The sequence below is a fragment of the Heliomicrobium gestii genome, assembly GCF_009877435.1.
In the GTDB taxonomy this organism is placed as follows: domain Bacteria; phylum Bacillota; class Desulfitobacteriia; order Heliobacteriales; family Heliobacteriaceae; genus Heliomicrobium; species Heliomicrobium gestii.
The window spans coordinates 257,989-282,674 of the sequence record NZ_WXEX01000005.1; the positions used below are offsets into that span (position 1 = coordinate 257,989).

Sequence of the window (24,686 nt, forward strand, 5' to 3'; positions counted from 1 at the left end):
AACTGCTTCCTTGCCAAGGTCTACGTCAGCCTTCGCAAGCGAGATTTAACCGTCTCGCCTTTTTTATCCGTTTCCCATTAAAAAAAAAGATGCAGATTGCTCTACACCTTAGTTTATCCCCGTCTCATTGGATGTTCTTGTATAACCCAATTAAAGAACTCGTCGGGCGTACCAATAGGGATATTATTGAAATTCCCCATTGATACCATATGCTTGCTATCGCAGCTGATGATGTATTCGGCTTTGCCCTCTACGGCGGCGTAAAGAAAAGGATCATCATCAATCGGAGACAATCGCTCCATTATCTCTAATACTTCGTCGTAAATAAAATCATTCCACACTAAAAGGATATTTCCGTATGTCATAAACACAGCGATACGGGTATAACTGTACAACGAGGGGACTAAGACGTTGGTATCAATTACGACCGGAACGACGACTTGATTTGATTTCTTCAAATACTTCTTTTACGTCTCTTTCTAATTCTGCCGTAGTTATTCCGGCGGCAGATCTTTTTCTTACAAGATCACGATGAAGGGCTTGGGCCTGTCGAAGCATTTCTTCCCTTGACATTGGTTTCTTATCAACGGTAACTCCATATGCCATCTTAGGCCCTCCTTTCTTTGCCGTTCCCTTCCTACGCTTTTCTCTCCCCTCATCCATATAGTACCTTCCTCGTTTCGCGTTTTCAATACAAACACCCAAATCAACCGATAATTACTTTATCTGTTATTTTACCCCAAAACCAATCACCCTATTCAACTCAAGATTGCTCCTCATAAACCATTATGAGTTATGGCATGATGGGCTGCGTACCCTCGCCAGGGTGGGCCTTCACGGAATGCCCCTGCCGAATCGCTCCGGCACGTTTTTTTGCCGCCATACGCAAAAACCACGTTTTTTACTGTATTGGCTAACAGTAAAAAACGTGGTTCGCACATTACCGCTTATGTTCTTCACCAGGTGATTGAGCCCAGCCTATTTCTCGGTAAGCCGGAGGCAAAATCCCTGTCAAATCAACTAAAATGGCGGAGAGGGTGGGATTCGAACCCACGAGACGCTGTTAACGCCTACCCGATTTCGAGTCGGGCGCCTTCGACCAACTCAGCCACCTCTCCGTGTTTATGCGATTTTCGTGCTAAAAAGCTACCGTCTTTCAGCCATCGGCGCAACAATGGCCTACTTCTTGCGCAGCCGCTGAAAAAAAGACTGCATCAGTTCCCTGGCCTCTTCCTCGCGCACACCGGATTGAACCGACACGCGATGGTTTGTCCAGTGACTTTCGAGGATGTTGAAGCAGGTTCCTGCCGCTCCGCCTTTCGGATCCATGACGGCGAAGACGACGCGCGGGATCCGGGCCAACACGATAGCGCCGGCGCACATGGGACAAGGTTCGACGGTCACGTACAAGGTCGTTCCTGCCAGCCGCCACCCGCCGGTGCGGTTCGCCGCATCTTGGACGGCCACGACTTCGGCATGGGCGACCGGGTTCTTGTCCGTTTCGCGGAGGTTGTGTCCCCGGCCGATGACCTCGCCGTCTTTGACGATGACACAGCCGATCGGCACCTCGCCCTTGGCAAAGGCCAGACGGCCTTCCTCCAGGGCCAACCCCATGAACTTGTCGTCATCGAGTGCCACTGCGGTTCCCTGCTCTTCAAACGCATCCATCGATCGGTAGGTCGATGGAACACTTCATCGCTCACGAATAAAACGCCTTTTCCGGAAACGAGCCGGAGAAAAGGACGGTGCATTCCTGGTGCCCCCGGAGAGAATCGAACTCCCGACGACAGGGCTTAGGACGCCCTCGCTCTATCCACTGAGCTACGGAGGCATTTTCGCCGTAAGAAAAGGAATGGCGCGCCCGGGAGGATTCGAACCTCCGACCTCTTGATTCGTAGTCAATTACTCTATCCAGCTGAGCTACGGGCGCATATTTCTCGGCGCTCTCTCGCGCCGCATGAGATAGTATAACAAACGACGGTGGCTGCGTCAAGGCATGTGTTATGGTAATTTCTGTTTGCGAAATACCACATGGCTTCCAAGGGATATCTGTTCAACCACATATCCAGCATTCATCCACGAATGACTTTGAGTATGCCTCTTCTTATCTGATATCTCATTCGCCCACCAAGCCGGATATTTAAATGCCGACGGCGGAAGTTTATCGTTGATAATGCTCTCAATGTCCGAATACGTGAAAAGAATACTTTCTTCAGTTACTCGCTGCAAGTACTGTTGTAACGGTTGATACTTACCGGCCAAAAAGAACACCTCTACATCCACAACATCGCTAATATGATCCTTCTCGGCATGATTTTAAGAAAAATCAAAAACCCCGCGTACTCGCAGGGTCGATGTGCAAATGGCGCGCCCGGGAGGATTCGAACCTCCGACCTCTTGATTCGTAGTCAATTACTCTATCCAGCTGAGCTACGGGCGCCTGTTTGTAAGGAACAAAGATTATTATATCGCCCATTCGACCCTTTGGCAATAGGAAACCCAAACCAGTTCCCCTTTTCATCATACCCATTATCCTTCTATCCGTACCCATTATTCTGGCCAAAGACGAAAAAAAGAGACGCAGCCCCGCCGCCCATAAACTCTCTTCTCCCGGCGGGACTGCGGTCTTCCCTGCCAGCACCTTATCCTGGGCTTCACCGTCGTGACACCCGGTCATACCTGACGCCCCGTTATATCCAATATGCCGCCTGCCTACTCCCCGCTTTCCATTGAGATGACGCTCCCTGTTTGGGCATCGATGAGACCAGGATGGAGAAAGTCATACTGATACATGAGTGATGGTTGAGGCGCCCGTTGATCGAAATATTGCGACCAGGTGTACACGAGTTTCAGATCCAGGTTGTTCATAAAAGCGGCCTCGGCCGTTTCAGGGGAAATGATGCGACTCGGATCCGGCAGCGCATCGAAATCGACCGGTTCGTAATGGAAGGCCGACACCTTGCCGGTTTCCCGATCGACGGACACGCTCCAGTTGTATCCTTCGACGGGAATGCCCTGATGGAGGGGAATAAATCGAAACGCTTCGCTCGAACTCATCACGATATTTTTCGGCAATTTGGTTACATCCACCCAATCGGGATACCGCGGCGTGCCCTGCCAAACCTGGATCACCTTCACTTCCAGATCCCGGGCCGGCAGGTACTGTTGGAGAAAGGCGACGGCCTTTTTTTTGGCCTCGTCGCGGGAAATCACCGGCGTGTGCTTGCTTGCTTCCTCCTTCGAAGCGTTGTGCCCGTTGCGCTTGACGGAAAATCCGAGTACGCGCCCCGTATCGGATGCCGTCTGTATCGCCGCGTTCCGGAGACCGCCGGGCGTGGGTTGGGTATTCGCTGGTGCATCGCCATGTGGCATGGACGTGTCCCACTCCATCCGTCGAATGTACGGCCCAATCCCTTGATTCACCGGTTCGCTTCCAACGGGGAAGAGGGGCATGCCTGACAGGTCGACGCCCAATTCCTTCTCGATGACCTTCCGGCCTTCATCGGTGTTCTTGGCAAAGAGCGCTTTCCCCTCGCCGGTGACGTGAATGACGGTATGGGCCGGCCGGCCTGATTCCATCGCCGCCATTTCAACGAGCAGCTTCCCCGTTATGGCGTCCATGAAAAGAAACAATCGATCGGGACGGTAGACCAAACGTGGCGGCCCTTGTCCCGGCACCAGTTGAACCCCATTGGGAAAGTCCTGAAGGAACTCTCGGGACACATAGGCGGGGGCGAGTCGGCACTGCTCCATAAGGGCTTTTTTCGCCTGTTCCAGGGAAAGCGCCTTCGCCGGGTCGGGAAAGCGCGCGGGATCAAAGGTGAGATCAAAGGTGTTTTCGTTCGTAAAGTGGCTGACGCCCACCACCCTTCCGCCGCCGTCCACCTGGACGTTCCACAGATCGTCGCCGTTCACGAGGGGGATCCCGTTAACGAGCCGGTCAAACTGAACGTTGCGGTTCACCCAGGTGTAGACTTTTCCCTCTCTCACTTCACATCCGCTGCCGGTTCCGTTGACCTTCCCCGGCCCATAGAGGGCGAAGTCGGCGCCGAGGAGCTTTTGCAAAAAGTCCGCCCCTTTGTGCAAGGCCGTCGCTTTGTCCGGCATCGTGTCTCCGGCCCAGTTGACGTTTTGCCACCGGTAGGATTGCAACGCGCCGTTTTCATCAAACTGGAGATGCAGACTTTCTGTCCGGTTGTCGGAGCGCATCTCTTCGGGCTTTCGCTCATCAAAGGTGACGAACCAGCAGGCTCGTTTAACCTGCCTATCGTTCTCCAGCATCTGAATCTCGTCTCCCCGGCTTTTTTTCTGCAGGTAGAGAGAGCGAAACTCGGGGTATTCGGTTCGCAACAGGTCAATCGTATGCTCGATGCGGGCTTCTACTTCCGGCGACGGCTCCTCTGTCGACGGCTGGAGCGTCGCATTCGCTTCTGCCCCATTTGCCGTTGCCGCCCATCCGCTGGCGGCGGGGAACGGCGCTACCGCCTGGAGATTGCTTTGCTCGACCTGAGCGCTGCTCTTTTCCACCTGGAGGCTGCTCTGTTCCGCTTGGGCGCTGCTCAATTCTGCCCCGGCGCTGGCGGGACAGAAGCCCGCCAGCATTCCGGTGAGGGCCACACCGGCCATCGTCCGCTGCCAAGGCCGGCATCGGCGCGACTTTTCGGCGTTATCGTGTCGAAGGATCATGGGGACCTCCTTCGCTCCTCTCTAACCGCCCTGTCGCTTTCATGGCGATAAGCATGAGGATGTGGGTACCAATCGGGTCTTCATCAGGTATTCACGGGTATTCACGGGTATTCATCGGCTATTCGTCGGTTACGTAACGGTTACTTGTCGGTTAAATAGGGGATGATCTTCCCCGATTTGGCATCGATGACGCCCGCCTTTTGATAATCGAGCATGTAGACGAGCATCGGTTTGGGGGCCCGTTGGTCGAAAAACTGAGGCCAGGAATAGACCAGCTTGAGATCGAGATTGTTCAGGAAGGCAGCCTTGGCTGCTTCAGGCGAGATGAGGCCGCTGTTTGCCGGGAGCTTGTCAGCATCAAGGGGCATGTACGTAAAGGCCCACACCTTGCCAGAGGCTTTGTCGATAGACACGTGCCACAGAATCCCCTGCACGGGGACGCCGTTATGAAGCGGGAAAAAGAGAAAATCGTAGACAGGGCTTTCCATGTAATCCTTCGGCAGCTTGGATACATCGACCCATTCCGGGACTTGGGGCGCCTCCATGGTCGTGTCAATGACCTTCATCTCGACGGTCCGGGCCGGAAGGAACCGCTGCAGGAAGCTTACGGCTTTCTTCTTCGCCTCCTCGGCAGAGATGGGCGAGGCCTGCTTGACCTGCTTCATCCGCTCGTTTTCATCGCCAAAGACTTGGCCGATCGAAAAACCGCACACCCGGCCTGTATCGGACTCTAGCTCCAAGGTGGCATAACGGGACTGGAACCTCTCGGGATGGAGTTTGGCGCTCAGGCTGTTCATGCGCTCATGATCATCCCAGTGGAGACTCTTGATGTAAGGTTCCGAAGAGGCCTTTTCTTCATCAGGCGGGAACTTCGCCAAGGACATCCCCGCCATATCGACACCGAGTTCCTTTTCGATGAGCTTGCGGCCTTCTTCGGGGGTCTTCGCGAAAAGGGCCTTCCCCTGGCCGGTGACACGCAAGAGGGTCTCTTTGGTCCGGGACAAGAGGCCGGGCGAAGATCCTTCAACGGCTTTCCCTGTCAGCGCGTCGATGGGGCCTAAATATCCGTCGGTCTGGTAGCTCAGCACCATCGGCGCACGGCCGGGTATCTGCCGGTAGGGAAATTCGGTGCTTTGATTGAGGTACTCCTGGGGTTGGTAGGACAGGGTCATCTGCGCCCGCTCGGCGTACACCTTTCTGGCGGCCTCCAAGCCGATCGCTTTGGACGGATCGGGGAAGGAGGCGAGATTGGGCGTCTCATGGATACTGTGGTGCACCCCGATGATCCGGCCGTTACCATCGACATCGATGTCCCAATTATCGCCGCCGTCCATCAGGGGAATGCCGTTGATGAGCCGGTCAAAGCGAATGCTGCGATGGACCCAGGAGAGTTGTTTACCGTCCTCGGTAGTCGTGCCGTGCCGTCCCGAGCCGTCCGCGTTTCCGGACGCATACCGGGCAAATTCATCGCCCAGAAGCCCTTGCAAAAATTCCGTCGCTTTCTTGACGGTCGTCTCTTTGTCCGGCATCGGCGTCCCGGCCCAGTCCGGGTTTTGCCAACTATAGGAGTTCAAGGCGCCCGATTGATCAAAGTTCATATGTACCTGATTGGCAATCTGGCCTTTCTTCGGTTTTTCATTGGGCTGCTCCTTGCCGAAGAAAAGGGTCCACTCATCTTCTTCGACTGGCTTCCCGTCATGCCTGTGTCCCCCTGTGCTACGGGATTTTATCTGGAGGCTCAGGGAGCGGAACTCGGGATAGAGGGAGCCGAATAGATCGACCACCCGTTGGATGCGCGCTTCCACTTCCGGGGAAGCCTGGTCGAAGTTCTTCGCCCCTTTCGTCGGGTCGTTAGCCACGCTTCGGACGGTTGCCGTTGAAGAGGCGCCGGCGCCTGTTGCCGCCGCGCCGGGACGTGTGGCACTAGTGGCCTCGACGCCGGATGGGGTCGTCGCGGCGCTTGTTTCTCCCGCCGCCGGACCGTCAACGGTGTCTGCCGCCAGGGCTGTCACGGGAAAAGCGCCTACCAGCATGCCCGTCAGGACGACGCCCGCCAGGGCCGCCTGGGCGGGGCGGCGCATCCCTTTTTTCTCAACATCGGTTCCTCGTTGGCTCATGAAAGGACCTCCTTCTTCTGCCATCAGTGATTGGACGCACAACGGCTGTCACCGGTTCCACGGATCTCACGCGCCCCTTGAGCGCGCCCTATGAGCGCTTCCCTATCTGCTTCTTTGTTTCATTAAAAAGCGGGCGTTTTCCTTCTGCGACCGTTGACCGCTCGTTACGTACGGGAGGATTCGTTTTACTCGTCGCGATCATAGGGAATGAACTTCCCTGACCGGGCGTCAATGACGCCGCGCTGCCGATACTCGGGCTTGTAGACGAGCACAGGCCGGGGCGCCTTTTGATCCAAATAGTCCGGCCAGATGTAGACAAGTCGTAAATCGACCTTCGCCAAACTGGCGGCCTTGGCCTGTTCCGGTGAGATCAGGCCGCTCTTTACCGGCAGTTGATCAAAATCGACCGCTTGATAGTTGAAGCCCGATACGTTTCCGGTCCTTTTGTCAATGAAAACGCTCCACTGGATCGATTCGATCGGAACGCCCTGGTGAACCGGGATAAAATAGAACTCATGGTTGGGGCTGTCGAGGCTGTCTTTCGGCAGCTTCGATCGATCGACCCAATCGGGGTACTTGGTCGGCTCCGCGCTCGGCTCAAGGAGGTTCATCTCGACGGCGCGAGCCGGCAAAAATTGCTGGAGAACACGGAGGGCCTTCTTCTTGGCCTCTTCCACCGGGATGGCAACGCCCTTCTTGTTTTCCTGGGCAGGCTGTTGTTCCCCGGTTCTCACCGCTTCAAGGGAATAACCGCAAACCCGCCCGGTATCGGATTCTGTTTCCATGGTGATGAAGCGCGTCCCTCCCGGTTTTTTATCCACCCATTGGAACATCTTGGCGAAGGGCGCCGCCGGTGTTTCTCGCTTGCGAAAAAGGGGGTCAACGAAGGCCATTCCTGACATATCGATGCCAAAGACGGTTTCGATAACACGCTCAGCTGCTTGCGGATCCTTGGCCTCGATCGATTTTCCTTGACCACTAAGGCGCAACAGCTTCTCCGGTTTCGACACTTCGGCACCACTTTCCCAGAGGGGTTTTCCCGTCAGCGCATCAATGGGGCCGATGGCTCCTCCCGTCTGGTAGGTCAAGAGCACCGGTTGTCTTCCGGGCAGTAGGTGCTGGAAAACGACGCCGGGCTCCCGGTTCAGGTATTCCTGCGGTTGATAGGTCAACACCATTTGCAGCCGCTCAGAAAAAGCCCCTTTGGCCGCTACCGGGGAAATGGCTTTTGCCGGATCGGGGAAGAGCGCCTCATCGGGGGTTGCCCCATTCCGGCGTTTGAGCCCGACGATTCGACCACTGCCATCGACAGCGACTTCCCACTCTTCGCCACCGCAATCGACACAGGGGATGCCGTTGATCGCACGATCGAAGTGCACGGTGCGTCGCACCCAGGCGAGTTTTTTCCCCGCTTCGTTGACAGCAGCACGGGTCTCCGTTTGACCGGCTCGTCCCGCCCGGTACACTTTTGCGCCATCGCCAAGGAGCCTGTCCAGAAAGGCGGTCGCCTTTTTTTTGGCCAAATCCGAATCGGGCAGCGCCGTTCCTGCCCAATCGGGATTTTGCCAGCGGAAGGACAGGAGGTTGCCGGAGGTATCGAAGACCATCAACGCCTGGTTGTATGCCCCTTCTTCCTTCTTCGGCGCTTCCCGGGGTTGATCATCAAAAAACAGGCGCCACTCTTCCTGTTCCGTCTCTATCCCATCAGGCCTACGAATGCCGTTTCTCCGAACCGTTTCCTTCCGCTGAAGGTAAGCAAACTCCGGGTAGAGTGACCGAATCACGCCGGTCACCTGCTCGATGCGGGCTTCCACCTCCGGCGGCGCTTTCTCCGTTATGGTCGCTGTAAGGGGCGGGGCGGTCTCGATTCCCTGGCGGGGTTCTTCCGCCAGGGCGGCGGCGACCGGAAATGCCCCGGCCAGCATGCCCGTAATGACGAGACCGGCCAAGGTCACCGTCACAGCGTGATGCCTTCCCTTTCTCACCCTGCTGCGCTCCCTATCGATCATGGAACGACCTCCTCCTTGCCTGCTTTCGACATCGACAAAAGGCGTTTGTTCGGCTCGGCCGGACAACAGCGGCTTGTCTCAATGACAGATACTTCTCTCGCTGCCAGCGAATTTCCTTTTGCTATCCAGAGGAACAACCGACGGTCGCATGCAATTTTTATTCTCACGAGGAAGGAGATCGAAAAAACCCGGCTGTCGCGCCGGGTTTTTTCATTCGCTTATTGGTGTTGACAGACCTGGGTGTCATCGATGGGCGGGATTTTCCCGGCGCAAAAGGCGTCGACGACTTTTTGCACCGTCGGCTCGTTGGCCTGATAGACTTCGATGCCGGCCTGGCGGAAGCCGAAAAGGGGCCGGCCGCCGATGCCCTGCACGACCAGGGCGTTGACCTGGTGGTCAGAGAGCAGGTTGACGGGCCGCAGGCAGCCGCCTTCATAATGGGGCGGGTTGTCGATGATGGTGTCTTTGATCAGCTTGCCGTCGCTGATGTCGACGACGGTGAAGCAGTCACAGCGGCCAAAGTGGCCGGAGCAGTCGGCAGCCAGTCCGCCGGGGCGGACGGAAGGAATGGCGAGGCGCACCTTTGACATATTCAGCATCCCTTTCTGTTCTTCGTTTTCCCTGTTACCAGTGGCTTTCGGCGTTGGGTGCTTCGGCGGCCGCAAATTCGCCGCGCAGGAACGACGCGATGACTTGGCGGCCAGATCCCTGCACACCTTGTCCGATGCGGACGTCCATGGCTTGCAGGGCGGCGAAGGCTTTGGGGCCCACATACCCGGTCAGCACCCATGCCGCCCCTTTTTCACCGGCGATCTCGGCCACTTTGATCCCGGAACCCTGCATGGCGTTCATCTGTGTGTGATTGTCGATGGCCTCCAGCACCGTCTGTGTCTCCGCTTCCACCAGAAGCAGCCAGCGCGCGCGGCCGAAGCGTTCGTCCGCCTGGTCGTCCAGGGATGGACCGGTGCTCGTGATCAGCACGTTCAGCGCAATCACCCCCTTGCCGTATTTTTCTGGCATCATCTGGGCGTCGATGCGCTTTCTTAGGCCTGGGCCGTCTCGACTTTCTCCTGGACGATGACGTCGCCGCCATCGGCGATGGTCACCGACAGTCGCTTCAAGGGCTTGGGCGGAGGACCGGAGACATTGCCGCCCAGGGGGTCAAAGATCCCGCCATGACACGGGCAGAGGATCTGTTTTTCTTTGATGTTCCCTTTGGGCACGTCGACGGTGCAGCCCAGGTGGGTGCATTTTCGCGTATAGGCGATGATCTCCCCGTCATCCAGCTTCATGGCCAGGGACGGCACGTCATTGTAATCGAAAAAGAGGGGCTCCCACGGTTTGAGGTCGTCCTTCTTGCCGACCACCTTGGGCGGCGGCGGTTGCAACAGCGAGTCAGGCGGATAGATGTAATCGCCCATGACGATGGCCGGCCCGCTCAGGGCGCTGATGGTCGGAATGGCCACAACGGCCCCCAGAAACTTCCGTCGTGAAAGGCGGTTCTCCACGGATCCCATCCCTCCTTAGAAACCGAAATCGGCCCTTCTTCCCCGTCGGCCCTTGCCTGGCCCGCCGTTGCCCTGGGCACCGTAACCGCGCCCTCTCCCCGATCCGCCAAAGCGGCAGAGGGCCTCGGCGCAGTTTCGGAGCATCCGGCGAAGACCGCCGCCCTCGTTGCCCCTCCCAGGGAAGGCGCCCCCTGTCGGGTTTTGCGCAGCCAGCGCCGGATCAAGCGGCAGGATACAGCGGCCTTGCCCTCGTCCAGACAGGGCGCCCCTGCCCATCGGTCCCTTTCCATCCATTCCAGGCATATGGTTTCCCTCCTATTTTTTGCGGACGTTTTTTTATGGACGTTGTCGTCCCTTCATTCTTCTATATGCCAATTGTCTCTAGTTGATTAAAGTCACTAGTAAGGCGCACTTCTCCGGGAGCGCCACGTCGGCGCTGCAATGATCTTTGGATGTCGCGTCTTTGGTTGGAACCGCCTTGAAAGGGCCGGCTAGTTGCCCCTCTGCACGTCAGTGGCAGGGGCATCCTCGGTCACCCTCTGGGCGATGTCGCTCCAAATTCTCCTGATGGCGTCGCCGGCGGCCGATGGCGACGTTTCGACGATGGCGCATCCGGCCAGTTGGGCGACCACCATCTGGGTGTCAAAGGGGATCTCGCCGAAAAAAGGGAGCGCCTCGTCGCGGCAATAGGCCTTGATGCGAGCGGTCATGTCTCCGTTTAAGTCGGCCTTGTTGATGACGACGCCGCAAGGGCGGCGGAAATGGCGAACCACCTCGACGACACGACGCAGGTCATGGAGACCCGACACGGTCGGTTCGGTCACCAGGACAACGAGATCCGTTCCGGTGATCGAGGCGATGACCGGGCAGCCGGTGCCGGGACAGCCGTCGATGAGCACAAAGGCCCTTCCTTGCTCCTCCGCTATCGCCTGAGCGCGCCTGCGAACCTTGGTCACCAGTTGGCCGCTCGCCTCTTCGGCCACACCCAGTCGGGCATGGACGAAGGGACCGAAGCGGGTTGTCGACACATAGAGTTCACCGGCCTGTTTCGGTGTCAGCGTCAATGCTTCGCCGGGGCAGACATCGACGCAACAGCCGCAGCCTTCGCAGGCAAAGGGCGCCAGGGCGATCGCCGGGCCGGAAGGGTCTACGGTGAGGGCGGCGAAGCGGCAGACCTTGATGCACCGGCCGCAAAAGAGGCAGGCCGCTTTGTTCCAGCGAAGGGTCCGCCCGCTCTCAAAGGGTTCGCGCGCCTCGATCTCCGGTCGCAGGAGCAGGTGCAGATCGGCGGCGTCGACGTCACAGTCGGCAAAGAGGGCCCCTTCGGCCAGGGCGGCGAAAGCGGCGACCAGGGATGTTTTCCCGGTGCCGCCCTTGCCGGAGAGCACCGCGATCTGCTTCATCGGTACACCTCCTCGCCAAGGCGTTGCCAGAGCCGCCGAAAGGCGGTTTCCATCGCCGGCAGTTCCCGCACCGGCAGCTTGCCCTCTGCGTAGACCTGGGCCACCTGCCGATCAAAGGGCAACTCCATGAGCACGGGAATCCCTTCCCGCAGACAGTAGTCGCAGACGCGGCGATCGCCCAGGTCGGCGCGGTTGATGATCACACCGAAGGCAAGACCCATGGTTCGGGCCATGGACACGGCCAGTTGCAGGTCATGGAGCCCAAAGGGCGTCGCTTCGGTGACGAGCAGGAGGTAGTCGACGCCGTCGATGGCGCTGACCACCGGGCAGGACGTGCCGGGCGGGGCGTCAATGATCACAAGGCGTTCTTCCTCACCCGACGCGTCTTGCAGGCGGCGGCGCACCTCGCGGATGAGGGGCGGGCTTTTGGCCTCACCGATGTCGAGCAGGCCGTACATCAGGTGAATCCCTTCGATATCGCCTTGATGAATCGTCCCGACCGGCCGCTCCACTTCGGTGATGGCCCTGGCCGGGCAGTGGCGTCGGCAGCCGCCGCAGGCGTGACAGTTTTCGGGAAAGAGCATGGGCTTGCCTTTCACCATAATCAACGCCTGGAAGCGACAGACGTCGCGGCAGCGGCCGCAACCGACGCATCGTTCCAAATCGAAGGCAGGCATGGGCACGCCGAAGGAATGGACGGTTTCATTATCAGGGGAAAGGAAGAGATGCGCGTTCGGCTCTTCTACGTCACAGTCGGCCAATCGAATAGGAACCTCCGCCGCGGCGGCCAGGTTCACGGCGACGGTCGTCTTGCCGGTGCCGCCTTTCCCCGACGCGATGGCAATGGTGGGTTTCATCGGTCATCACCGGCGTGCTGAGCCCCTGGTGTCTGCTCGCCGATTGTCTCGTCTCGGCCAGGCTCGCCGGCGGTTTCTCCCGCCGTCTTTAAAAAGGTCTCCAGGTCATTTTTTTGCTTGCGCAGCCGGATCACCCAGGCTTGCAGGTAACTCTCCCCTTCGACGGTCAGGGAGTAGACCTTGCGGGCCGGCCCTCCCTGGCCGGGCTCCAGCCGGGATTCGACCATCCCTTCCTCTTCCAGCCGCCGCAGGTAGCGGTAAACAACGGCTGGATCGGGCAAGGCGGCGACGAAGGACATCCGCTCCAGTTTTTCCATCAACTCGTACCCGTGGCACGGGCTCTGTTGCAGGCTCAGGAGCAGACTTGGGAAGACGAGCGAGTCGGAACGGCCGCCGCCGAATCCGCCACCCATGCCGCCGCCGCCACCGCAGCCGCAGCGACCGCGGCCTCGACCGAGAGCTCTGCCGGGGCCTGGACCGGGACCCTGATCACCTTCAAACAAGAACGATTCCTCCTTTTCGTCTACCCCTGCCGCCCGTCACGCTGTTCTGCTGGCGTCGGCGATCCCTCGGGCGATGGCCCGATAGGCGGCGCTCGACGGGCTTTCATCGTTTACTACAATGGGTCGACCCTCGTCACAAGCCAGCCGGGTCGCCGCTTCCAGGGGGAGCGCGCCGAAAAAGGTCGTGCCCAGCTTCTGGGCCAACGAACCGGCTTGGCCCGGTCCAAAGATGTCGTATTCGGCTCCGCACTGCGGGCAGGCGAAGCGGGCCATATTTTCGACCAGTCCCAATAGGGATACCTTTGCCCGCGTTGCCATGTGGGCCAACCGGACCGCCACATGGGCAGCCGATTCCTGGGGCGTCGTGATCACCAACAGCTTCAGTTGGGGTAGTTCGTGCATGATCGTGAGGGCCACGTCACCGGTGCCCGGCGGCAGGTCGATGAGGAGGTAGTCGAGTTCCCCCCAGTTCACGTTGTGAATGAACCGCTTCAGGATGCCGCTCACGATGGGACCACGCCAGATCAGCGGGAGCTCTTCCTGTCCCGTGAACAGCCCCATCGAGATCATTTTCACTCCCCAGGCTGTCACAGGCTCCAGCACTTCCCCATTGAAATCGGCCGGCGCGATCGTCCCGACGCCCAATAGACGGCATACGCTGTAGCCCAGGATATCTGCGTCGAGGAGGCCGACCCGATAGCCGGAACGGGCCAGCGCAACGGCGAGGTTGACGGTGACGGTGGACTTGCCGACACCCCCTTTCCCGCTCCCAACGGCGATAACAGGGGTTTCGCGCCATCGTTCAGACAATTGAATCCCCTCCGTATCCATCCACCATTATCAGTAGTGTTTCCATGTATCTAGTGACATAGTATCACTACTAAAAAACCATGTCAATGCCATCGCTGGGGTAATTTGTATCTCCACCCATGAATGCGCCACTGCGCGCCTGAGATGACGGCCAGGGCCCAATGGCGCTGTCAACGGGCATTTGCCTTCGAGCACCATGGGGCGACTGAATGATGGGTTAGGATAGTGGGTTAGAGATGGTGGGTTTGATTGGTCGATTCGAATGATCGATTTGATGGGGGATTTGAAGGTGACTCGGAAACTCAACTGGGAAAGCACGGAAAAAGGACCGTCACACCTGGCAATGCCCGCTGGTGTAACGGTCCTCTTCATTTACAGAATGGCGAACGGGTGCTCAATGGGCGAAGGCTCGCCGGCTAACCCACTTACGCCGATGGGGGCGTGCGCATTTCTTCCAGATAGGCCCGGATAGCGGCGGCATCATCGAGGGCGAGCGCGGCGTCCCGCAGCGACCGGGCCTCGGCGGTGGAGAGGCGACGGATGACCGCCTTGACCCGCGGAATCGACGGAGCGCTCATGCTCAGTTCGTCGATGCCCATGCCGACCAGAAGGGGCGTCGCCAGGGGATCGCCGGCCATCTCGCCGCACATGCCCACCCAGATCCCCTGCCGGCGCGCCGCCTGGATGGTGGCGTCGATGAGCCGGAGCACAGCGGGATGAAAGTGGCTGTACAGGGACGCCACCTTCGCGTTGCCCCGATCGACCGCAAGGGTGTACTGGACGAGATCATTCGTGCCGATGCTGAAGAAATCACAGGCCGGCGCCAAGAGGTGCGCCGTGGCGGCAGCCGCCGGGGTCTCGATCATGATGCCGACGGGGACATGGGCGGCAAATGGGCGCCCCTCCGCGGTCAGTTCCGTCGCCGCCTCGGCCACAAGGGCGCGGGCCTGGCGAATTTCGCCGGCGCTGATCACCATGGGGAGCATAATGGCCACTTTTCCATGGCAACCGGCCCGGAGGATGGCCTTTACCTGAGTCCGGAACAGTTCGGTCCGTTCCAGGCTGATGCGGATGGCCCGCCAGCCCAAAAAGGGGTTGTGCTCTTTGGCGATTGCCAGGTGGGGGAGGGGCTTGTCGCCGCCGATGTCAAGGGTGCGGATGACACAGATGTGACCGCCGCAGCCCTCGGCCGCCTGGCGATAGGCGAGAAACTGCTCCTCTTCGCTCGGAAAGGTGTCCCGCCCCATAAAGAGAAACTCGCTGCGAAACAGGCCGACGCCTTCGGCCCCCAGCGCCCGGGCATTCTCCACCTCGCCCGGCACGCCGATGTTGGCCGCCAGTTGGACCGTCACCCCGTCCCGGGTGACAGCCGGCAAGGCGGCCTCCGCCAAATCCCGCTGCCGTCGCTCCGCCTGCTCGGCGATCCGCGCAAGGGCGGCGTGGCGCTCCGGCGCAGGGGGCGACAGGCTCACCTCGCCCGTTGCGCCGTCGACGATAACCTCCGCCCCGTCGGGGATCTGCTCTAGGGCATCACCGAGGCCGACGACGGTGACAATCCCCCGGGCTTTGGCGATGATGACAGCATGAGAGGTGGTGCTCCCTTGTCCCAGGAGCAGGGCTTGCAGTCGCCCCGGCGGGTAGGCGGCCACCACGGAGGGCTCGATATCGGGTGCGCAGAGTACAACAGCGCTCGCTGCGCCATGAGAGTCTTGGACGTTTTGCGCGTCTTGCGCGCCATCGTCCGGCGTCTCGGGCGGTTCGACGTTCTCGCGATCCACACCGAGCAGCAGCCCGGCGACGCGGCGGCCAATGTCCCGGACGTCGGCCGCCCGCTCCCGCAGATAGGGATCATCGAGGGACGCAAACAATCCGGCATAGGCTTCACAGGCTTCGATCACCGCCGGGGGAGCGCCTATGCCCTCCCGGATTTTTTCCCCAATGCCTTCGATCAGTCCCGGGTCATCGAGCATCAGCAAATGGGCGTCCATAATGGCGGCCAGGGTGTCGTCAACGGCCGGACCGGAGCGGATCGCCAGCAACTGGCCTTTTGCGCCAGCGAGCGCACGCTCCAGCCTGGCCGCCTCTTCGTCAACGGTTCCGGGAACATAGCGGTCCAACCATGCCGTCAAGTCCTGAGCCGGACGCTTGATCCGGCCCAGGGCGACACCGGTCACCACGCCTCTGCCAATCAAGGTTGTCACCGCCGCTCCCTACCCTTCGCCGAATTTGCTCTCAACCAGCGCCTGCAAGGCGGCCAAGCATTCGGCTTCGTCTTCGCCGTCGGCGGACACCGTAAAGGCGGCGCCGTGTTTCAGTCCCAGGGTCATGACGTTCAAAATACTCTTGGCATCGGCGGTCTTGCCGCCGGCGATGATCCGGACTTTGCTTTTAAACCGGGCGGCTGTCTGGACAAACTGGGCCGCCGGCCGCGCGTGCAGGCCCGTGGGATTCGTCAGGACCAGCTGAATCTCGGTCAACGGAAACACCCCCCTCGGGCTTGGTAAATTGGAATGGAACGGCATGCTCGCCCTCGTTGCATAGCAAACATCATTACGTAACGAACATCATCACGTAGCAAAAGTCGTTACCCGACTGAAGTTGTCTAGGCAACACAAGACAGCGATACCGCTTGGCTTAAAACTACAGAATCTTGCGCATCTCCCGGGCGCCTTCGGCGGTGGCGAGCACCTGTTCCAGCAGGCTGCCGACAGATGCCTCGACAACGGCGCTGATGGCCCCTTCCAGGATCGGCGCGTCGGCGACGCGGACCTTCGCCCGCATCGATTCGTCGAGCAGTTCCAGGGCCATGTCGGTGCTGAGGACGGCGCTGCCCAGATCGACGAGAACGAGCACGCCGTCGTCGCTCCAGGCGGCCTGAATGGCTTCACTCACCCGGACGGCGTCGGTGCCGATGGACCCGTCGGCCATGCCGCCGGCGGCCAGGATTTTTTGATCGGCCCTTGCCATCTGACCGGCCAGGTCACAGATGCCCTCGGCGACTTTGGCGCTGTGGGAGACGATCACGATGCCAACCATGCCGCGCCTCCTTTACTGCGCCTTGCGGCAAAAATCGGTGATGGTGGCGAGGAGGATCGTGGACGACGTGGCGCCAGGATCTTGATGCCCTAGGCTCCGTTCGCCGAGGTAACTGGCCCGCCCCTTGGTGGCGATGATGGTCTTGGTAAAGGCCACACCCTGCCGGGCCGCTTCGGTGGCTGCTTCCAGGCAGTCGACGAGCGGCTTTTGGGCCTCCAAACTCTCGACAAAGGCGTCAAAGGCCGGTTCGAGGGCGTCGAGCATCGTCTTCTCGCCCCGGGCGGCTTTCCCCCGGTCCTTGATCCCCTGGATGGCGGCGGCCAGCATCTGTTTGACCGTCTCACCGTCCAGCTCTGTCTTGCCTTGGGCCGCCCCGGCGGCGCGCATGAAGGCCGTGCCGTAGAGGGGGCCTGACGCGCCGCCGACAGTGGAAATCAAGGTCATGCCGGTCGTCTTCAGCAGGGCGCCGATGTCGGCGCCGGGCGCGGCGGTCACCTTCGCCCGCACCGCTTCGACGCCGCGGGCCATGTTGATGCCGTGGTCGGCGTCGCCGATGGCGGCGTCGAGCGAGGTCAGAAACTCTTTATTTTCCACGATGGCGTCTGCCACCGCCCCGATCAGGTCAATCGCTCGGTTGTTCAACCGGGTCACCTCCATAAGCGCCGGGTCTGCGCCGGCTCGATGGGAAACAGGGACTGGCGCAGGCAGCGGAAACGCCGTTGCCCGTCGGTTGCGCCTGCGTCCACAGGTTTTCAGCCGACCGCTTCGGCATTTCGCCGGCGCCGACGCCAGCCGCAAAACAATCGTTGTGGTTAGAACTGCACCAAGGCCGGCGTGTCGGCGGGAGCCAGCAGCAGTTCTTTCAGTTCGGCGTCCAGCTTCAGCAGTGTGATGGAGAAGCCGGCCATCTCCAGGGAGGTCATGTAGTTGCCCACAAAGGTCTTGGCGATCTGGATGCCTTTGCCGCCGAGGACCTCAGCCACCTTGCGGTTGACCACATAGAGTTCCATCAAGGGGGTGGCGCCGAGGCCGTTCACCAGGACGGCCACTTCGTCGCCGGCGGCGGGGGCCATGTCGGCCAGGATCTTATCGAGCAGGTGGGCCGCCGTTTGATCGGCGCTGCCGATGGCTTCGCGGTGGGTGCCCGGCTCGCCGTGGATGCCCATGCCGATCTCCACTTCATCTTCGGCCAGGGTGAAGCTTGGTTTGCCCGCCGCCGGCACGGTGCAAGGCGAGAGGGCCATGCCCATGGAGCGCACATTGGCGACCACTTTGTCGGCGACCGCTTTGACTTCTTCCAGGCTGGCGCCCGTTTCCGCCTTGGCGCCGGCGATCTTATGGACGAAGACGGTGCCGGCGATGCCGCGGCGGCCCGTGGTCCAAGTGCTGTTTTCGACGGCCACGTCGTCGTTGACGACGACCTTGGCCACCTTAATGTTTTCGGCTTCGGCCATCTCGGCGGCCATTTCGAAGTTCATGATGTCGCCGGTATAGTTTTTGATCACCAGCAGGACGCCTTTGCCGCTGTCAACGGCCTTGACGGCCTCATAGACCTGGTCGGGCGTCGGAGAGGTGAAAACAGCGCCGGCCACCGCGCCGTCGAGCATGCCGCGACCGACAAAGCCGCCGTGGGACGGTTCATGACCGCTGCCGCCGCCGCTGACCAGGGCAACCTTGCCGGCAACCGGGGCGTTGGCCCGGACGATGACGTCGAACCCTTCGACCCGCTTCACATATTGGGGATGGGCGAGAACGATGCCCTGGAGCATTTCTTCGACGACCTGTTCCGCGTTGTTGATGACCTTTTTCACTGTCATCCGCCTCCATGTTTTTTTATTTTTGTCGCAGGGCGGGGGGTAGGAGCGCCTTGTCTCCTGAGAAAAATCGTCGCCCGGCACACCTTGTCATTTGTTATTGCAAGAATCATGCCAACGAGTCGATTGCCTCGGGAGGCATTTGATTTTGTATCGAAAACCGGCGCACCGACGGCATCGCCGCGAGCCGCCTACGCCGCGCCCCTCGCGCATGGACGGGGCCTTTGCCGATCGATCGTCCCCTGAAGCCCGGCGCGCTCCGACCATTCGCCGGCTCGGTTCCCGGCGACGACATCCGCTTTCACGGGTGCTTTGTCGCAACCCGCCAAGGCCGAAAGGGCCCTCATTGGGAAAAAGTATCAACAGCAGGCTCAACCGTTGATACTTTTTCCCATCCCCTCTTCTTTTTCCCCAATCCACCGGTCGCCACCACTCTTTTCGATGCCAAACTTGCGCGCCTTGGCCGCCACCGTTTTATGGGTCAGGCCCAGGGCCTTGGCGGCGGCGTTGTAGCTGCCGTGCCGGCGCAAGGCGAGGGTGATGATCTGCTGTTCATACTCTTCCCAGGTCAGCAGCGGCGCATGGATCGCTTCCCCCTCTGCTTCCCCATCGGTAACTTTCCCCTTTGCGACGGTGACGGCCTCCCCCGTCAGAGCGCCGCTATGTAATGGAAGGGCGCTCTCCACCGTAGAAACAGAGGTGGCCGTTGGCTCCTCTTCGCCCCCCCGCTCTTGCAGGTATGTGGGCAGGTCTGCCCGGGTGATCCAGGGGCCGTCGCTCAAGGTGACCACCCGCTCGATCAGGTTGGCCAATTCCCGCACGTTTCCCGGCCAGGCGTAGGTCATCAAGGCCGCCAAGGCGTCACTGCCAAGGCCGAGGATCGCCTTGCCCTGTTCCCGTCCGGCTGCTTCGAGGAAGTGTTCCACCAGCAGGGGGATGTCCTCTCGGCGCTCGCGCAGCGGCGGCAGGAGAATGGGGATGACGTTCAGCCGGTAGTAGAGGTCTTCGCGAAAGCGGCCTTCGGCCACCAACTTTTCGAGATCCTGATTGGTGGCGGCAATGATCTTCACGTCGACCTTGAAGGTCTCCTCGCCGCCGACGCGGCTGACCTCTTTTTGCTGCAGCACGCGGAGCAGCTTGGCTTGCATGCCCTTGTCCATCTCGCCGATCTCATCGAGAAAGAGCGTGCCCCGGTGGGCCAGTTCGAATTTGCCCAGCTTGCGTTTGATGGCGCCGGTGAAGGCCCCCTTTTCGTGACCGAAGAGTTCGCTCTCCAAAAGGGTCTCCGGGATGGCGGCGCAGTTGACGCGGATGTAGGGACCCTTGGCCCGCGGCCCCGACTCGTGGATGCCTTCGGCGACCAGTTCCTTGCCGGTGCCGCTCTCCCCCCGGATGAGCACCGTCGACGGCCCTTCGGCCGCTTTTTCGGCCATGGCCAATGCGTCGCGCACCTTCCCGCTCTGGCCGATGAAACGCGCGAAGGCCCCGGCGGATTTTTTCGTCCGCCGCAGTTCCGCTTCAAGGTACTCGGCGCGGGCGGCCATGCGATTCAGTTTTTCCGCCAGCGACTGGGCGTCGGTTAAGGTCTTGACGATCGACACGACGCCCGTCACCGCGCCGTCGACGATGATGGGGTAGGCGTCGGCGACGACGGTCATCTCGCCGGTCTTTTGGGCCACATGGCCGAGGACGGGCCGGCCCGTGTCGAGCGCCTGCCGCCGCGCCCCCTTCGGCGAGATCACCCGCACATCCTGCCCGATCAGATCGTCCCGGCGGCCGTTGACGATGCGGGCGTAGGCAGGGTTGACATAGGAGACGCGGCCCTCCCGGTCAACAACGCAGATGCCGTCCTGCACCGACTCGAGGATCAGTTGCAGCCGTTCTTTCAGTTCCTTGACGTCCTGCAGTTCGTGGGTCACTTTCTCCAGCGCCGAGATGTCTTCAAAGACGGCGACAGCGCCCTTGATCTGGCCGTCGTCGACGATGGGCGTCCGGTTGGTGAGGATGACGGCGCCGCCGATCACCTGCCGCCGACCGAGTTCCGGCTGTCCTGTCCCGCTGACGATGTGCATGCGTGAACCAGGAATGGCGTCAACGGCCTTCCGGCCGAGCACATCGCCGGCCCGCAGGCCCATGATCCGCTCCGCCGCCGGGTTGAAGACGGTGACCACATCCTGGGCGTCGGTGACGATCAATCCGTCGGCCATGCTGGAAAAAACCTGCCCGGCCGTCAGAGCGCTGTCCTGCAAGAGGTTGTCGATCTGGTGCTGGATCTGATCATCGGAAACGGCAAAATCGCTTTCGAGAAAGCGGACGAGTTCTTTCACGGCCAGATCGGCCGGGGCTGCATCACCGGCAGGCCTATCCCTGCCCGATCCGCTCGCACCCGCTCCATTCGTGACCGCTGCGTTCTTGGTCGTTCCCTCCCCGCGAGACCCGTCGCCGCAGCGGCCATCAACGGAAGGGGGGATACGTTCCTCTTTCGCCACTTCCGGCGCTCTCGCCGACACCCAGAGGGCGTCGCCGGGCTGCACGGCCAGTGCGATCAGTTGCAGCAATGTGGTGGCCGGTATGGGCGGGCGATCGCGGTGACGCAGATAGAGCGCCACCTGGTGCCGGGATTGCAGTTCGCTCGATTTTTGCACGATCATGGCGGCCACACGAGCGTGGAGGCCCTTTTCATGGCGGATGATCGCTTTTGTCTCATTGGTTAGGGAATAATGGGGCTTGGTCAAGGATGTCATCCTCCCCCTGGACTACCGCAGTTGCGTTTGTCGTTACATTCTTTTTCTATTTTTTTCGGACAGATCCTCTCCTCGCATTCTCGTTTTGGACATAGTAAAGACCGGGGTGCCTTTGTCTATGGAGTATCTGGCAGTTACCGTCAGAATCGTCACCATCCTGGGACTTCTGCTCGTTCTCACCTTGCTGACAGGCCGGAGAAAGATCGGTGAATTGCCCGTCTTTGACTTCCTTGTCGTCATCACCATCGGCTCCATCGTCGGCGCCGACATCGCCGAGCCTCCTGTAAACCACCTGCCGACGGTGTACGCGGTCATCCTGGTCATTCTAATACAAACGACCTTCAGTTACCTGTCGATGAAGTATCGCCCCTTTGGCCGCCTCATCAACTTTGAACCCATCGTGGTCATCGAAAACGGCCAATTCGTCAAAGCTAACCTCCGGAAGCTGCGGTACACCGTCGACAACGTGCTCATGATGCTGCGGGAAGAGGGGATCTTCGACCTGAGGGACGTGGAGTTTGCCATCATCGAATCAACAGGGCGGCTCAGCGTGTTGAAAAAATCGCAAAAACAGCCCCTCACGCCGCGCGATCTGCAGATCCACACAGGCTACCAGGGGCTCTCCATTCCCGTTATCACGGAAGGAAACGTCGATGACATCGCCCTGCTCCGACTGGGCCTAAGCCGCGACTGGCTGGCATCCCAACTCAACGCCCAGGGGATCCTTTCTGAAAAGGACGTCTTTTTCGCCACCGTCAACAGCGATGGTTCCCTCTACGCGTCGAAGGGACGGGAGCACCTCAATCCCGCTCACCTCTTTCACCAATAACAATAGCAGACCCCGTAAACCATCTTCTCTTCGCCCATACTAACCAAGGAGGTGACCGAGTGGACAAAGCCAAGATGGAACCCAACGACGTCAGCCGCGGCATCGGCATGGAACGAGCCGAATCCTTTCCCGACGAACAGGTGGGCGACCTGGAAAAGCTCAACCAAAGCTACCTGCCCCCTTCCCTCCACCCCGTCACGCCGCAAAACAACGAGATGAACCTGAGGCGAAAATAAGGCATTCGCACAGGATGGACACAGACCCAAAAGACGCCGCCCGTCATGGGCCGCGTCTTTTTTCCCTATACCACATCTTTCGTATTGATTCTAAATATTAAAAATATTAGAACTAAAACAGTTGCGTTTTTTTGACAAAAATCTGCGAAGGACTTCCCGGCTCAGATGAAGAAGTAATAACGTTACAAAAATCGCATTACATAAAGAGACACAACCGTAACAGTGTCACAAAAGAAGCGATAGAAGCGTCACTAAAAAGAACTTGGCAAAAATGCAGGCGCAGGAGGCATGCCACAATGAGACAAATTAAACACAAGATCATGGCCGCGATCATGCTCACCACCTTCTTGTTAACGGCCATCCTCGGCGGAACGACCCTCTTGGGGATTTATAATTCCGCCCACTCGGAAGTGGCCAACCGGCGCGCCCAACTGTACGCGCAGTATGACGGCATGATCAAAAGCCAGGTCGACCAGGCCGTCGGTGTGCTGCTTTACGCCTACAACAAGCAACAGACAGGGGAACTGACGGAGGCGCAGGCGAAAAAGTTGGCCACTGACCTGATCAAAACCTTCCGCTACGGCGACAAGCAGGACGGCTACTTCTGGATCGACGCCCTCGACTGCACCCTTATCGCCCATCCCATGCTGGCCAACCAGGAAGGGTCCAACCGCAAAAACAGCCAGGATCCCAAAGGCGTCTACATCATCCAGGAAGTGATCGCCGCCGCCCAGGGTAAGAACGACGGTTTCTCCAATTTTCTCTGGGAAAAGCCGCAGGATGTGGGCTCCGGCAATCTGACACCGAAACGAGCCTACTCCAAGCTCTTCAAGGAGTGGGGCTGGATCGTCAGCACCGGCAACTATGTCGACGAGATTGAGGCGGCCGTCGACACGGTCCGGCAGGAGCAATTGGAAAAGACGAAGCGCGAGATCATCTTCGAAGGCCTTTTCTCCCTGCTCTCCCTGATCATCTCCGGCGCCGTCGCCATCACTCTCAGCCGGCGCATCACCAATCCGCTGAAGACGATGATGGCCGGCATCGAAAAAGACGCCTCCGGAAAAATCACCATCCGCGACGTCCAGGTGGAGGCCAAGGATGAGATCGGCGATCTAGCCCGCTCGCTGAACGCGTTGACGGGACAGGTGCGTCACTTCGTGCAGCAGGTCATGGAATCATCCAACCGGATCACCCGGAACGCCCGCGGCGTCGAGCAGTCCTGCGAGCAGTTGGGCCGCCAGTCGACAGAAACCACGGCCATCACCCAGGAGATCAACGCCGCCATGGAGGAATCGGCGGCGACGATTCAGGAGATCAACGCCACCATCGAAGAGGTGCGCGGTCAGACCCATTCGATGAACCAAAGCGCGGCCCAGGGCCTCACCCTCTCCCGCAGCATCGACCAGCGGGCCAACACCCTGCGGGAAGAGGCCATCGCCTCGGCGCAGCAGGCCCAGGCCGTGTTCGCCGACATGAAGGCGCAACTGACCGCCGCCATCGAAGGCTCGCGGGAAGTCGAAAAGATCGATGAACTGGCAAACGCCATTTTGCGCATCACCGAGCAGACCAACCTGCTCGCCTTAAACGCCGCCATTGAAGCCGCTCACGCCGGCGATGTGGGCCGGGGCTTCGCCGTCGTCGCCGGCGAGATCCGCAAGCTCGCCGAGGAATCGGCCCGGACGGTCGAAGACATCCAAAACATCGTTAGCGCCGCCCGCGCCTCTGTGGCCCTGTTGGCCGACACATCGGGCAAAGCCGTCGACTTCATGGATGAAGGCGTCGCCGCCAGCGCGACCAAGCTCCAGGGCGCGGCCGAACAGTACAGCGCCGACGCCAAGCGCTTCGAGACCTTCATGGAAGGCTTCAAGCGCACCTGCGACCGCATGGATGAGACGATGAACTCCATCGCCAAATCGATCGAACAAATGACCGCCGCCGTCAACGAAAGCGCCGACGGCATCTCCCAGGTCGCCTTCCAAACGGCGAACATGCAGCAGCAGGTCGGGTCGATCCAGGAAAAGTCGAACGAGACGAATGACAACATTGAAAAATTGAACGAACTGGTCAAAGGCTTTGACATCTAGGTTCACGGTCTTCATGGACGGTCTTATAGATGGTCGTCATCAATGGCCTT

At 59.7% G+C, this 24,686-nt stretch carries 23 protein-coding genes and 4 tRNA genes; 3 read left to right on the plus strand and 24 right to left on the minus strand.

All coding sequences use genetic code 11. From position 1 onward, the window contains the following. Nucleotides 1–417: 417 nt before the first annotated feature. The 24 genes from GTO89_RS07825 to GTO89_RS07935 all read right to left on the minus strand — a co-directional run bounded on the left by GTO89_RS07825 (nucleotide 418) and on the right by GTO89_RS07935 (nucleotide 21,478). Entirely contained in the window at nucleotides 418–606 is a 189-nt protein-coding gene (locus GTO89_RS07825) for a hypothetical protein (protein WP_161261513.1), read from the minus strand. 420 nt (nucleotides 607–1,026) lie between these two features. Then, nucleotides 1,027–1,118: transfer RNA gene (locus GTO89_RS07830), tRNA-Ser, on the minus strand. A gap of 61 nt (nucleotides 1,119–1,179) precedes the next feature. Then, nucleotides 1,180–1,638: a nucleoside deaminase gene (locus GTO89_RS07835; protein ID WP_204758184.1), complete on the minus strand. Its 459-nt coding sequence runs from the start codon at nucleotides 1,636–1,638 to the stop codon at nucleotides 1,180–1,182. A gap of 116 nt (nucleotides 1,639–1,754) precedes the next feature. Further along, nucleotides 1,755–1,831 (minus strand) — tRNA-Arg (locus GTO89_RS07840). 22 nt (nucleotides 1,832–1,853) lie between these two features. Beyond that, a tRNA-Arg gene (locus GTO89_RS07845) sits at nucleotides 1,854–1,930 on the minus strand. 71 nt (nucleotides 1,931–2,001) lie between these two features. Continuing rightward, the gene (locus GTO89_RS18015; RefSeq protein WP_456237455.1) at nucleotides 2,002–2,283 is read right to left on the minus strand and encodes a DUF7662 domain-containing protein; all 282 of its coding nucleotides are present in this window, start codon (nucleotides 2,281–2,283) and stop codon (nucleotides 2,002–2,004) included. A gap of 80 nt (nucleotides 2,284–2,363) precedes the next feature. Next, a tRNA-Arg gene (locus GTO89_RS07850) sits at nucleotides 2,364–2,440 on the minus strand. A 272-nt stretch (nucleotides 2,441–2,712) separates the two neighbouring features. After that, nucleotides 2,713–4,686, minus strand: coding sequence for a YcdB/YcdC domain-containing protein (locus GTO89_RS07855; RefSeq protein WP_161261515.1), 1,974 nt, complete (start codon nucleotides 4,684–4,686; stop codon nucleotides 2,713–2,715). Nucleotides 4,687–4,826: 140 nt separating this feature from the next. Beyond that, nucleotides 4,827–6,803, minus strand: coding sequence for a YcdB/YcdC domain-containing protein (locus tag GTO89_RS07860; protein WP_161261516.1), 1,977 nt, complete (start codon nucleotides 6,801–6,803; stop codon nucleotides 4,827–4,829). A 185-nt stretch (nucleotides 6,804–6,988) separates the two neighbouring features. Continuing rightward, the gene (locus GTO89_RS07865) at nucleotides 6,989–8,812 is read right to left on the minus strand and encodes a YcdB/YcdC domain-containing protein (protein ID WP_161261517.1); all 1,824 of its coding nucleotides are present in this window, start codon (nucleotides 8,810–8,812) and stop codon (nucleotides 6,989–6,991) included. 218 nt (nucleotides 8,813–9,030) lie between these two features. Continuing rightward, the gene (locus tag GTO89_RS07870; RefSeq protein WP_170294420.1) at nucleotides 9,031–9,402 is read right to left on the minus strand and encodes a NifB/NifX family molybdenum-iron cluster-binding protein; all 372 of its coding nucleotides are present in this window, start codon (nucleotides 9,400–9,402) and stop codon (nucleotides 9,031–9,033) included. Between the two features lie 34 nt (nucleotides 9,403–9,436). Then, complete coding sequence (locus GTO89_RS07875) at nucleotides 9,437–9,835, minus strand: NifB/NifX family molybdenum-iron cluster-binding protein (RefSeq protein ID WP_161261519.1); 399 nt, start codon at nucleotides 9,833–9,835, stop codon at nucleotides 9,437–9,439. Nucleotides 9,836–9,855: 20 nt separating this feature from the next. Beyond that, nucleotides 9,856–10,320, minus strand: a complete 465-nt coding sequence (locus GTO89_RS07880; RefSeq protein ID WP_161261520.1) for a QcrA and Rieske domain-containing protein — start codon at nucleotides 10,318–10,320, stop codon at nucleotides 9,856–9,858. 15 nt (nucleotides 10,321–10,335) lie between these two features. Beyond that, nucleotides 10,336–10,623 carry a DUF5320 domain-containing protein gene (locus GTO89_RS07885; protein ID WP_161261521.1) on the minus strand — a complete coding sequence of 96 codons (288 nt, stop codon included), beginning with the start codon at nucleotides 10,621–10,623 and terminating at the stop codon, nucleotides 10,336–10,338. Between the two features lie 188 nt (nucleotides 10,624–10,811). Beyond that, nucleotides 10,812–11,723 (minus strand): ATP-binding protein, encoded by a 912-nt coding sequence (locus tag GTO89_RS07890; RefSeq protein WP_161261522.1) that lies wholly within the window; start codon nucleotides 11,721–11,723, stop codon nucleotides 10,812–10,814. Next, on the minus strand, nucleotides 11,720–12,580 hold the full coding sequence (locus GTO89_RS07895) for an ATP-binding protein (RefSeq protein ID WP_161261523.1): 861 nt from the start codon (nucleotides 12,578–12,580) through the stop codon (nucleotides 11,720–11,722). The genes GTO89_RS07890 and GTO89_RS07895 overlap by 4 nt, the downstream gene beginning before the upstream one ends. Continuing rightward, nucleotides 12,577–13,083 (minus strand): PadR family transcriptional regulator, encoded by a 507-nt coding sequence (locus GTO89_RS07900; protein ID WP_161261524.1) that lies wholly within the window; start codon nucleotides 13,081–13,083, stop codon nucleotides 12,577–12,579. The genes GTO89_RS07895 and GTO89_RS07900 overlap by 4 nt, the downstream gene beginning before the upstream one ends. A gap of 36 nt (nucleotides 13,084–13,119) precedes the next feature. Beyond that, nucleotides 13,120–13,893, minus strand: a complete 774-nt coding sequence (locus GTO89_RS07905; RefSeq protein ID WP_161261525.1) for an Mrp/NBP35 family ATP-binding protein — start codon at nucleotides 13,891–13,893, stop codon at nucleotides 13,120–13,122. 425 nt (nucleotides 13,894–14,318) lie between these two features. Beyond that, nucleotides 14,319–16,094 carry a phosphoenolpyruvate--protein phosphotransferase gene (gene ptsP / locus GTO89_RS07910; protein WP_161261526.1) on the minus strand — a complete coding sequence of 592 codons (1,776 nt, stop codon included), beginning with the start codon at nucleotides 16,092–16,094 and terminating at the stop codon, nucleotides 14,319–14,321. Nucleotides 16,095–16,103: 9 nt separating this feature from the next. Further along, nucleotides 16,104–16,379 (minus strand): HPr family phosphocarrier protein, encoded by a 276-nt coding sequence (locus GTO89_RS07915; protein WP_328793879.1) that lies wholly within the window; start codon nucleotides 16,377–16,379, stop codon nucleotides 16,104–16,106. 154 nt (nucleotides 16,380–16,533) lie between these two features. After that, nucleotides 16,534–16,929 (minus strand): dihydroxyacetone kinase phosphoryl donor subunit DhaM, encoded by a 396-nt coding sequence (dhaM, locus tag GTO89_RS07920; RefSeq protein WP_161261528.1) that lies wholly within the window; start codon nucleotides 16,927–16,929, stop codon nucleotides 16,534–16,536. Between the two features lie 12 nt (nucleotides 16,930–16,941). After that, entirely contained in the window at nucleotides 16,942–17,586 is a 645-nt protein-coding gene (dhaL, locus tag GTO89_RS07925) for a dihydroxyacetone kinase subunit DhaL (protein ID WP_161261561.1), read from the minus strand. Between the two features lie 155 nt (nucleotides 17,587–17,741). Continuing rightward, complete coding sequence (gene dhaK / locus GTO89_RS07930) at nucleotides 17,742–18,740, minus strand: dihydroxyacetone kinase subunit DhaK (RefSeq protein ID WP_161261529.1); 999 nt, start codon at nucleotides 18,738–18,740, stop codon at nucleotides 17,742–17,744. A gap of 374 nt (nucleotides 18,741–19,114) precedes the next feature. Next, nucleotides 19,115–21,478 (minus strand): sigma 54-interacting transcriptional regulator, encoded by a 2,364-nt coding sequence (locus GTO89_RS07935; RefSeq protein ID WP_235920308.1) that lies wholly within the window; start codon nucleotides 21,476–21,478, stop codon nucleotides 19,115–19,117. 127 nt (nucleotides 21,479–21,605) lie between these two features. On the opposite strand from GTO89_RS07935, the gene GTO89_RS07940 reads away from it, so the two are divergent. The 3 genes from GTO89_RS07940 to GTO89_RS07950 all read left to right on the plus strand — a co-directional run bounded on the left by GTO89_RS07940 (nucleotide 21,606) and on the right by GTO89_RS07950 (nucleotide 24,636). Continuing rightward, nucleotides 21,606–22,316, plus strand: coding sequence for a DUF421 domain-containing protein (locus GTO89_RS07940; protein ID WP_161261531.1), 711 nt, complete (start codon nucleotides 21,606–21,608; stop codon nucleotides 22,314–22,316). 59 nt (nucleotides 22,317–22,375) lie between these two features. Next, on the plus strand, nucleotides 22,376–22,552 hold the full coding sequence (locus GTO89_RS07945) for a hypothetical protein (protein ID WP_161261532.1): 177 nt from the start codon (nucleotides 22,376–22,378) through the stop codon (nucleotides 22,550–22,552). Nucleotides 22,553–22,848: 296 nt separating this feature from the next. Beyond that, a complete protein-coding gene (locus GTO89_RS07950; protein WP_161261533.1) occupies nucleotides 22,849–24,636 on the plus strand; it encodes a methyl-accepting chemotaxis protein in 1,788 nt (595 codons plus the stop codon). The last annotated feature ends 50 nt before the right edge of the window (nucleotides 24,637–24,686 follow it).

Coding starts and splice junctions, on each gene's coding strand:
- GTO89_RS07825 (WP_161261513.1), bottom strand. CDS start 606: ATGGCATATGGAGTTACCGTTGATAAGAAACCAATGTCAAGGGAAGAA.
- GTO89_RS07855 (WP_161261515.1), bottom strand. CDS start 4,686: ATGATCCTTCGACACGATAACGCCGAAAAGTCGCGCCGATGCCGGCCT.
- GTO89_RS07860 (WP_161261516.1), bottom strand. CDS start 6,803: ATGAGCCAACGAGGAACCGATGTTGAGAAAAAAGGGATGCGCCGCCCC.
- GTO89_RS07865 (WP_161261517.1), bottom strand. CDS start 8,812: ATGATCGATAGGGAGCGCAGCAGGGTGAGAAAGGGAAGGCATCACGCT.
- GTO89_RS07870 (WP_170294420.1), bottom strand. CDS start 9,402: ATGTCAAAGGTGCGCCTCGCCATTCCTTCCGTCCGCCCCGGCGGACTG.
- GTO89_RS07875 (WP_161261519.1), bottom strand. CDS start 9,835: ATGATGCCAGAAAAATACGGCAAGGGGGTGATTGCGCTGAACGTGCTG.
- GTO89_RS07885 (WP_161261521.1), bottom strand. CDS start 10,623: ATGCCTGGAATGGATGGAAAGGGACCGATGGGCAGGGGCGCCCTGTCT.
- GTO89_RS07890 (WP_161261522.1), bottom strand. CDS start 11,723: ATGAAGCAGATCGCGGTGCTCTCCGGCAAGGGCGGCACCGGGAAAACA.
- GTO89_RS07895 (WP_161261523.1), bottom strand. CDS start 12,580: ATGAAACCCACCATTGCCATCGCGTCGGGGAAAGGCGGCACCGGCAAG.
- dhaM (WP_161261528.1), bottom strand. CDS start 16,929: ATGGTTGGCATCGTGATCGTCTCCCACAGCGCCAAAGTCGCCGAGGGC.
- dhaL (WP_161261561.1), bottom strand. CDS start 17,586: ATGGAGGTGACCCGGTTGAACAACCGAGCGATTGACCTGATCGGGGCG.
- GTO89_RS07940 (WP_161261531.1), top strand. CDS start 21,606: ATGGAGTATCTGGCAGTTACCGTCAGAATCGTCACCATCCTGGGACTT.
- GTO89_RS07950 (WP_161261533.1), top strand. CDS start 22,849: ATGAGACAAATTAAACACAAGATCATGGCCGCGATCATGCTCACCACC.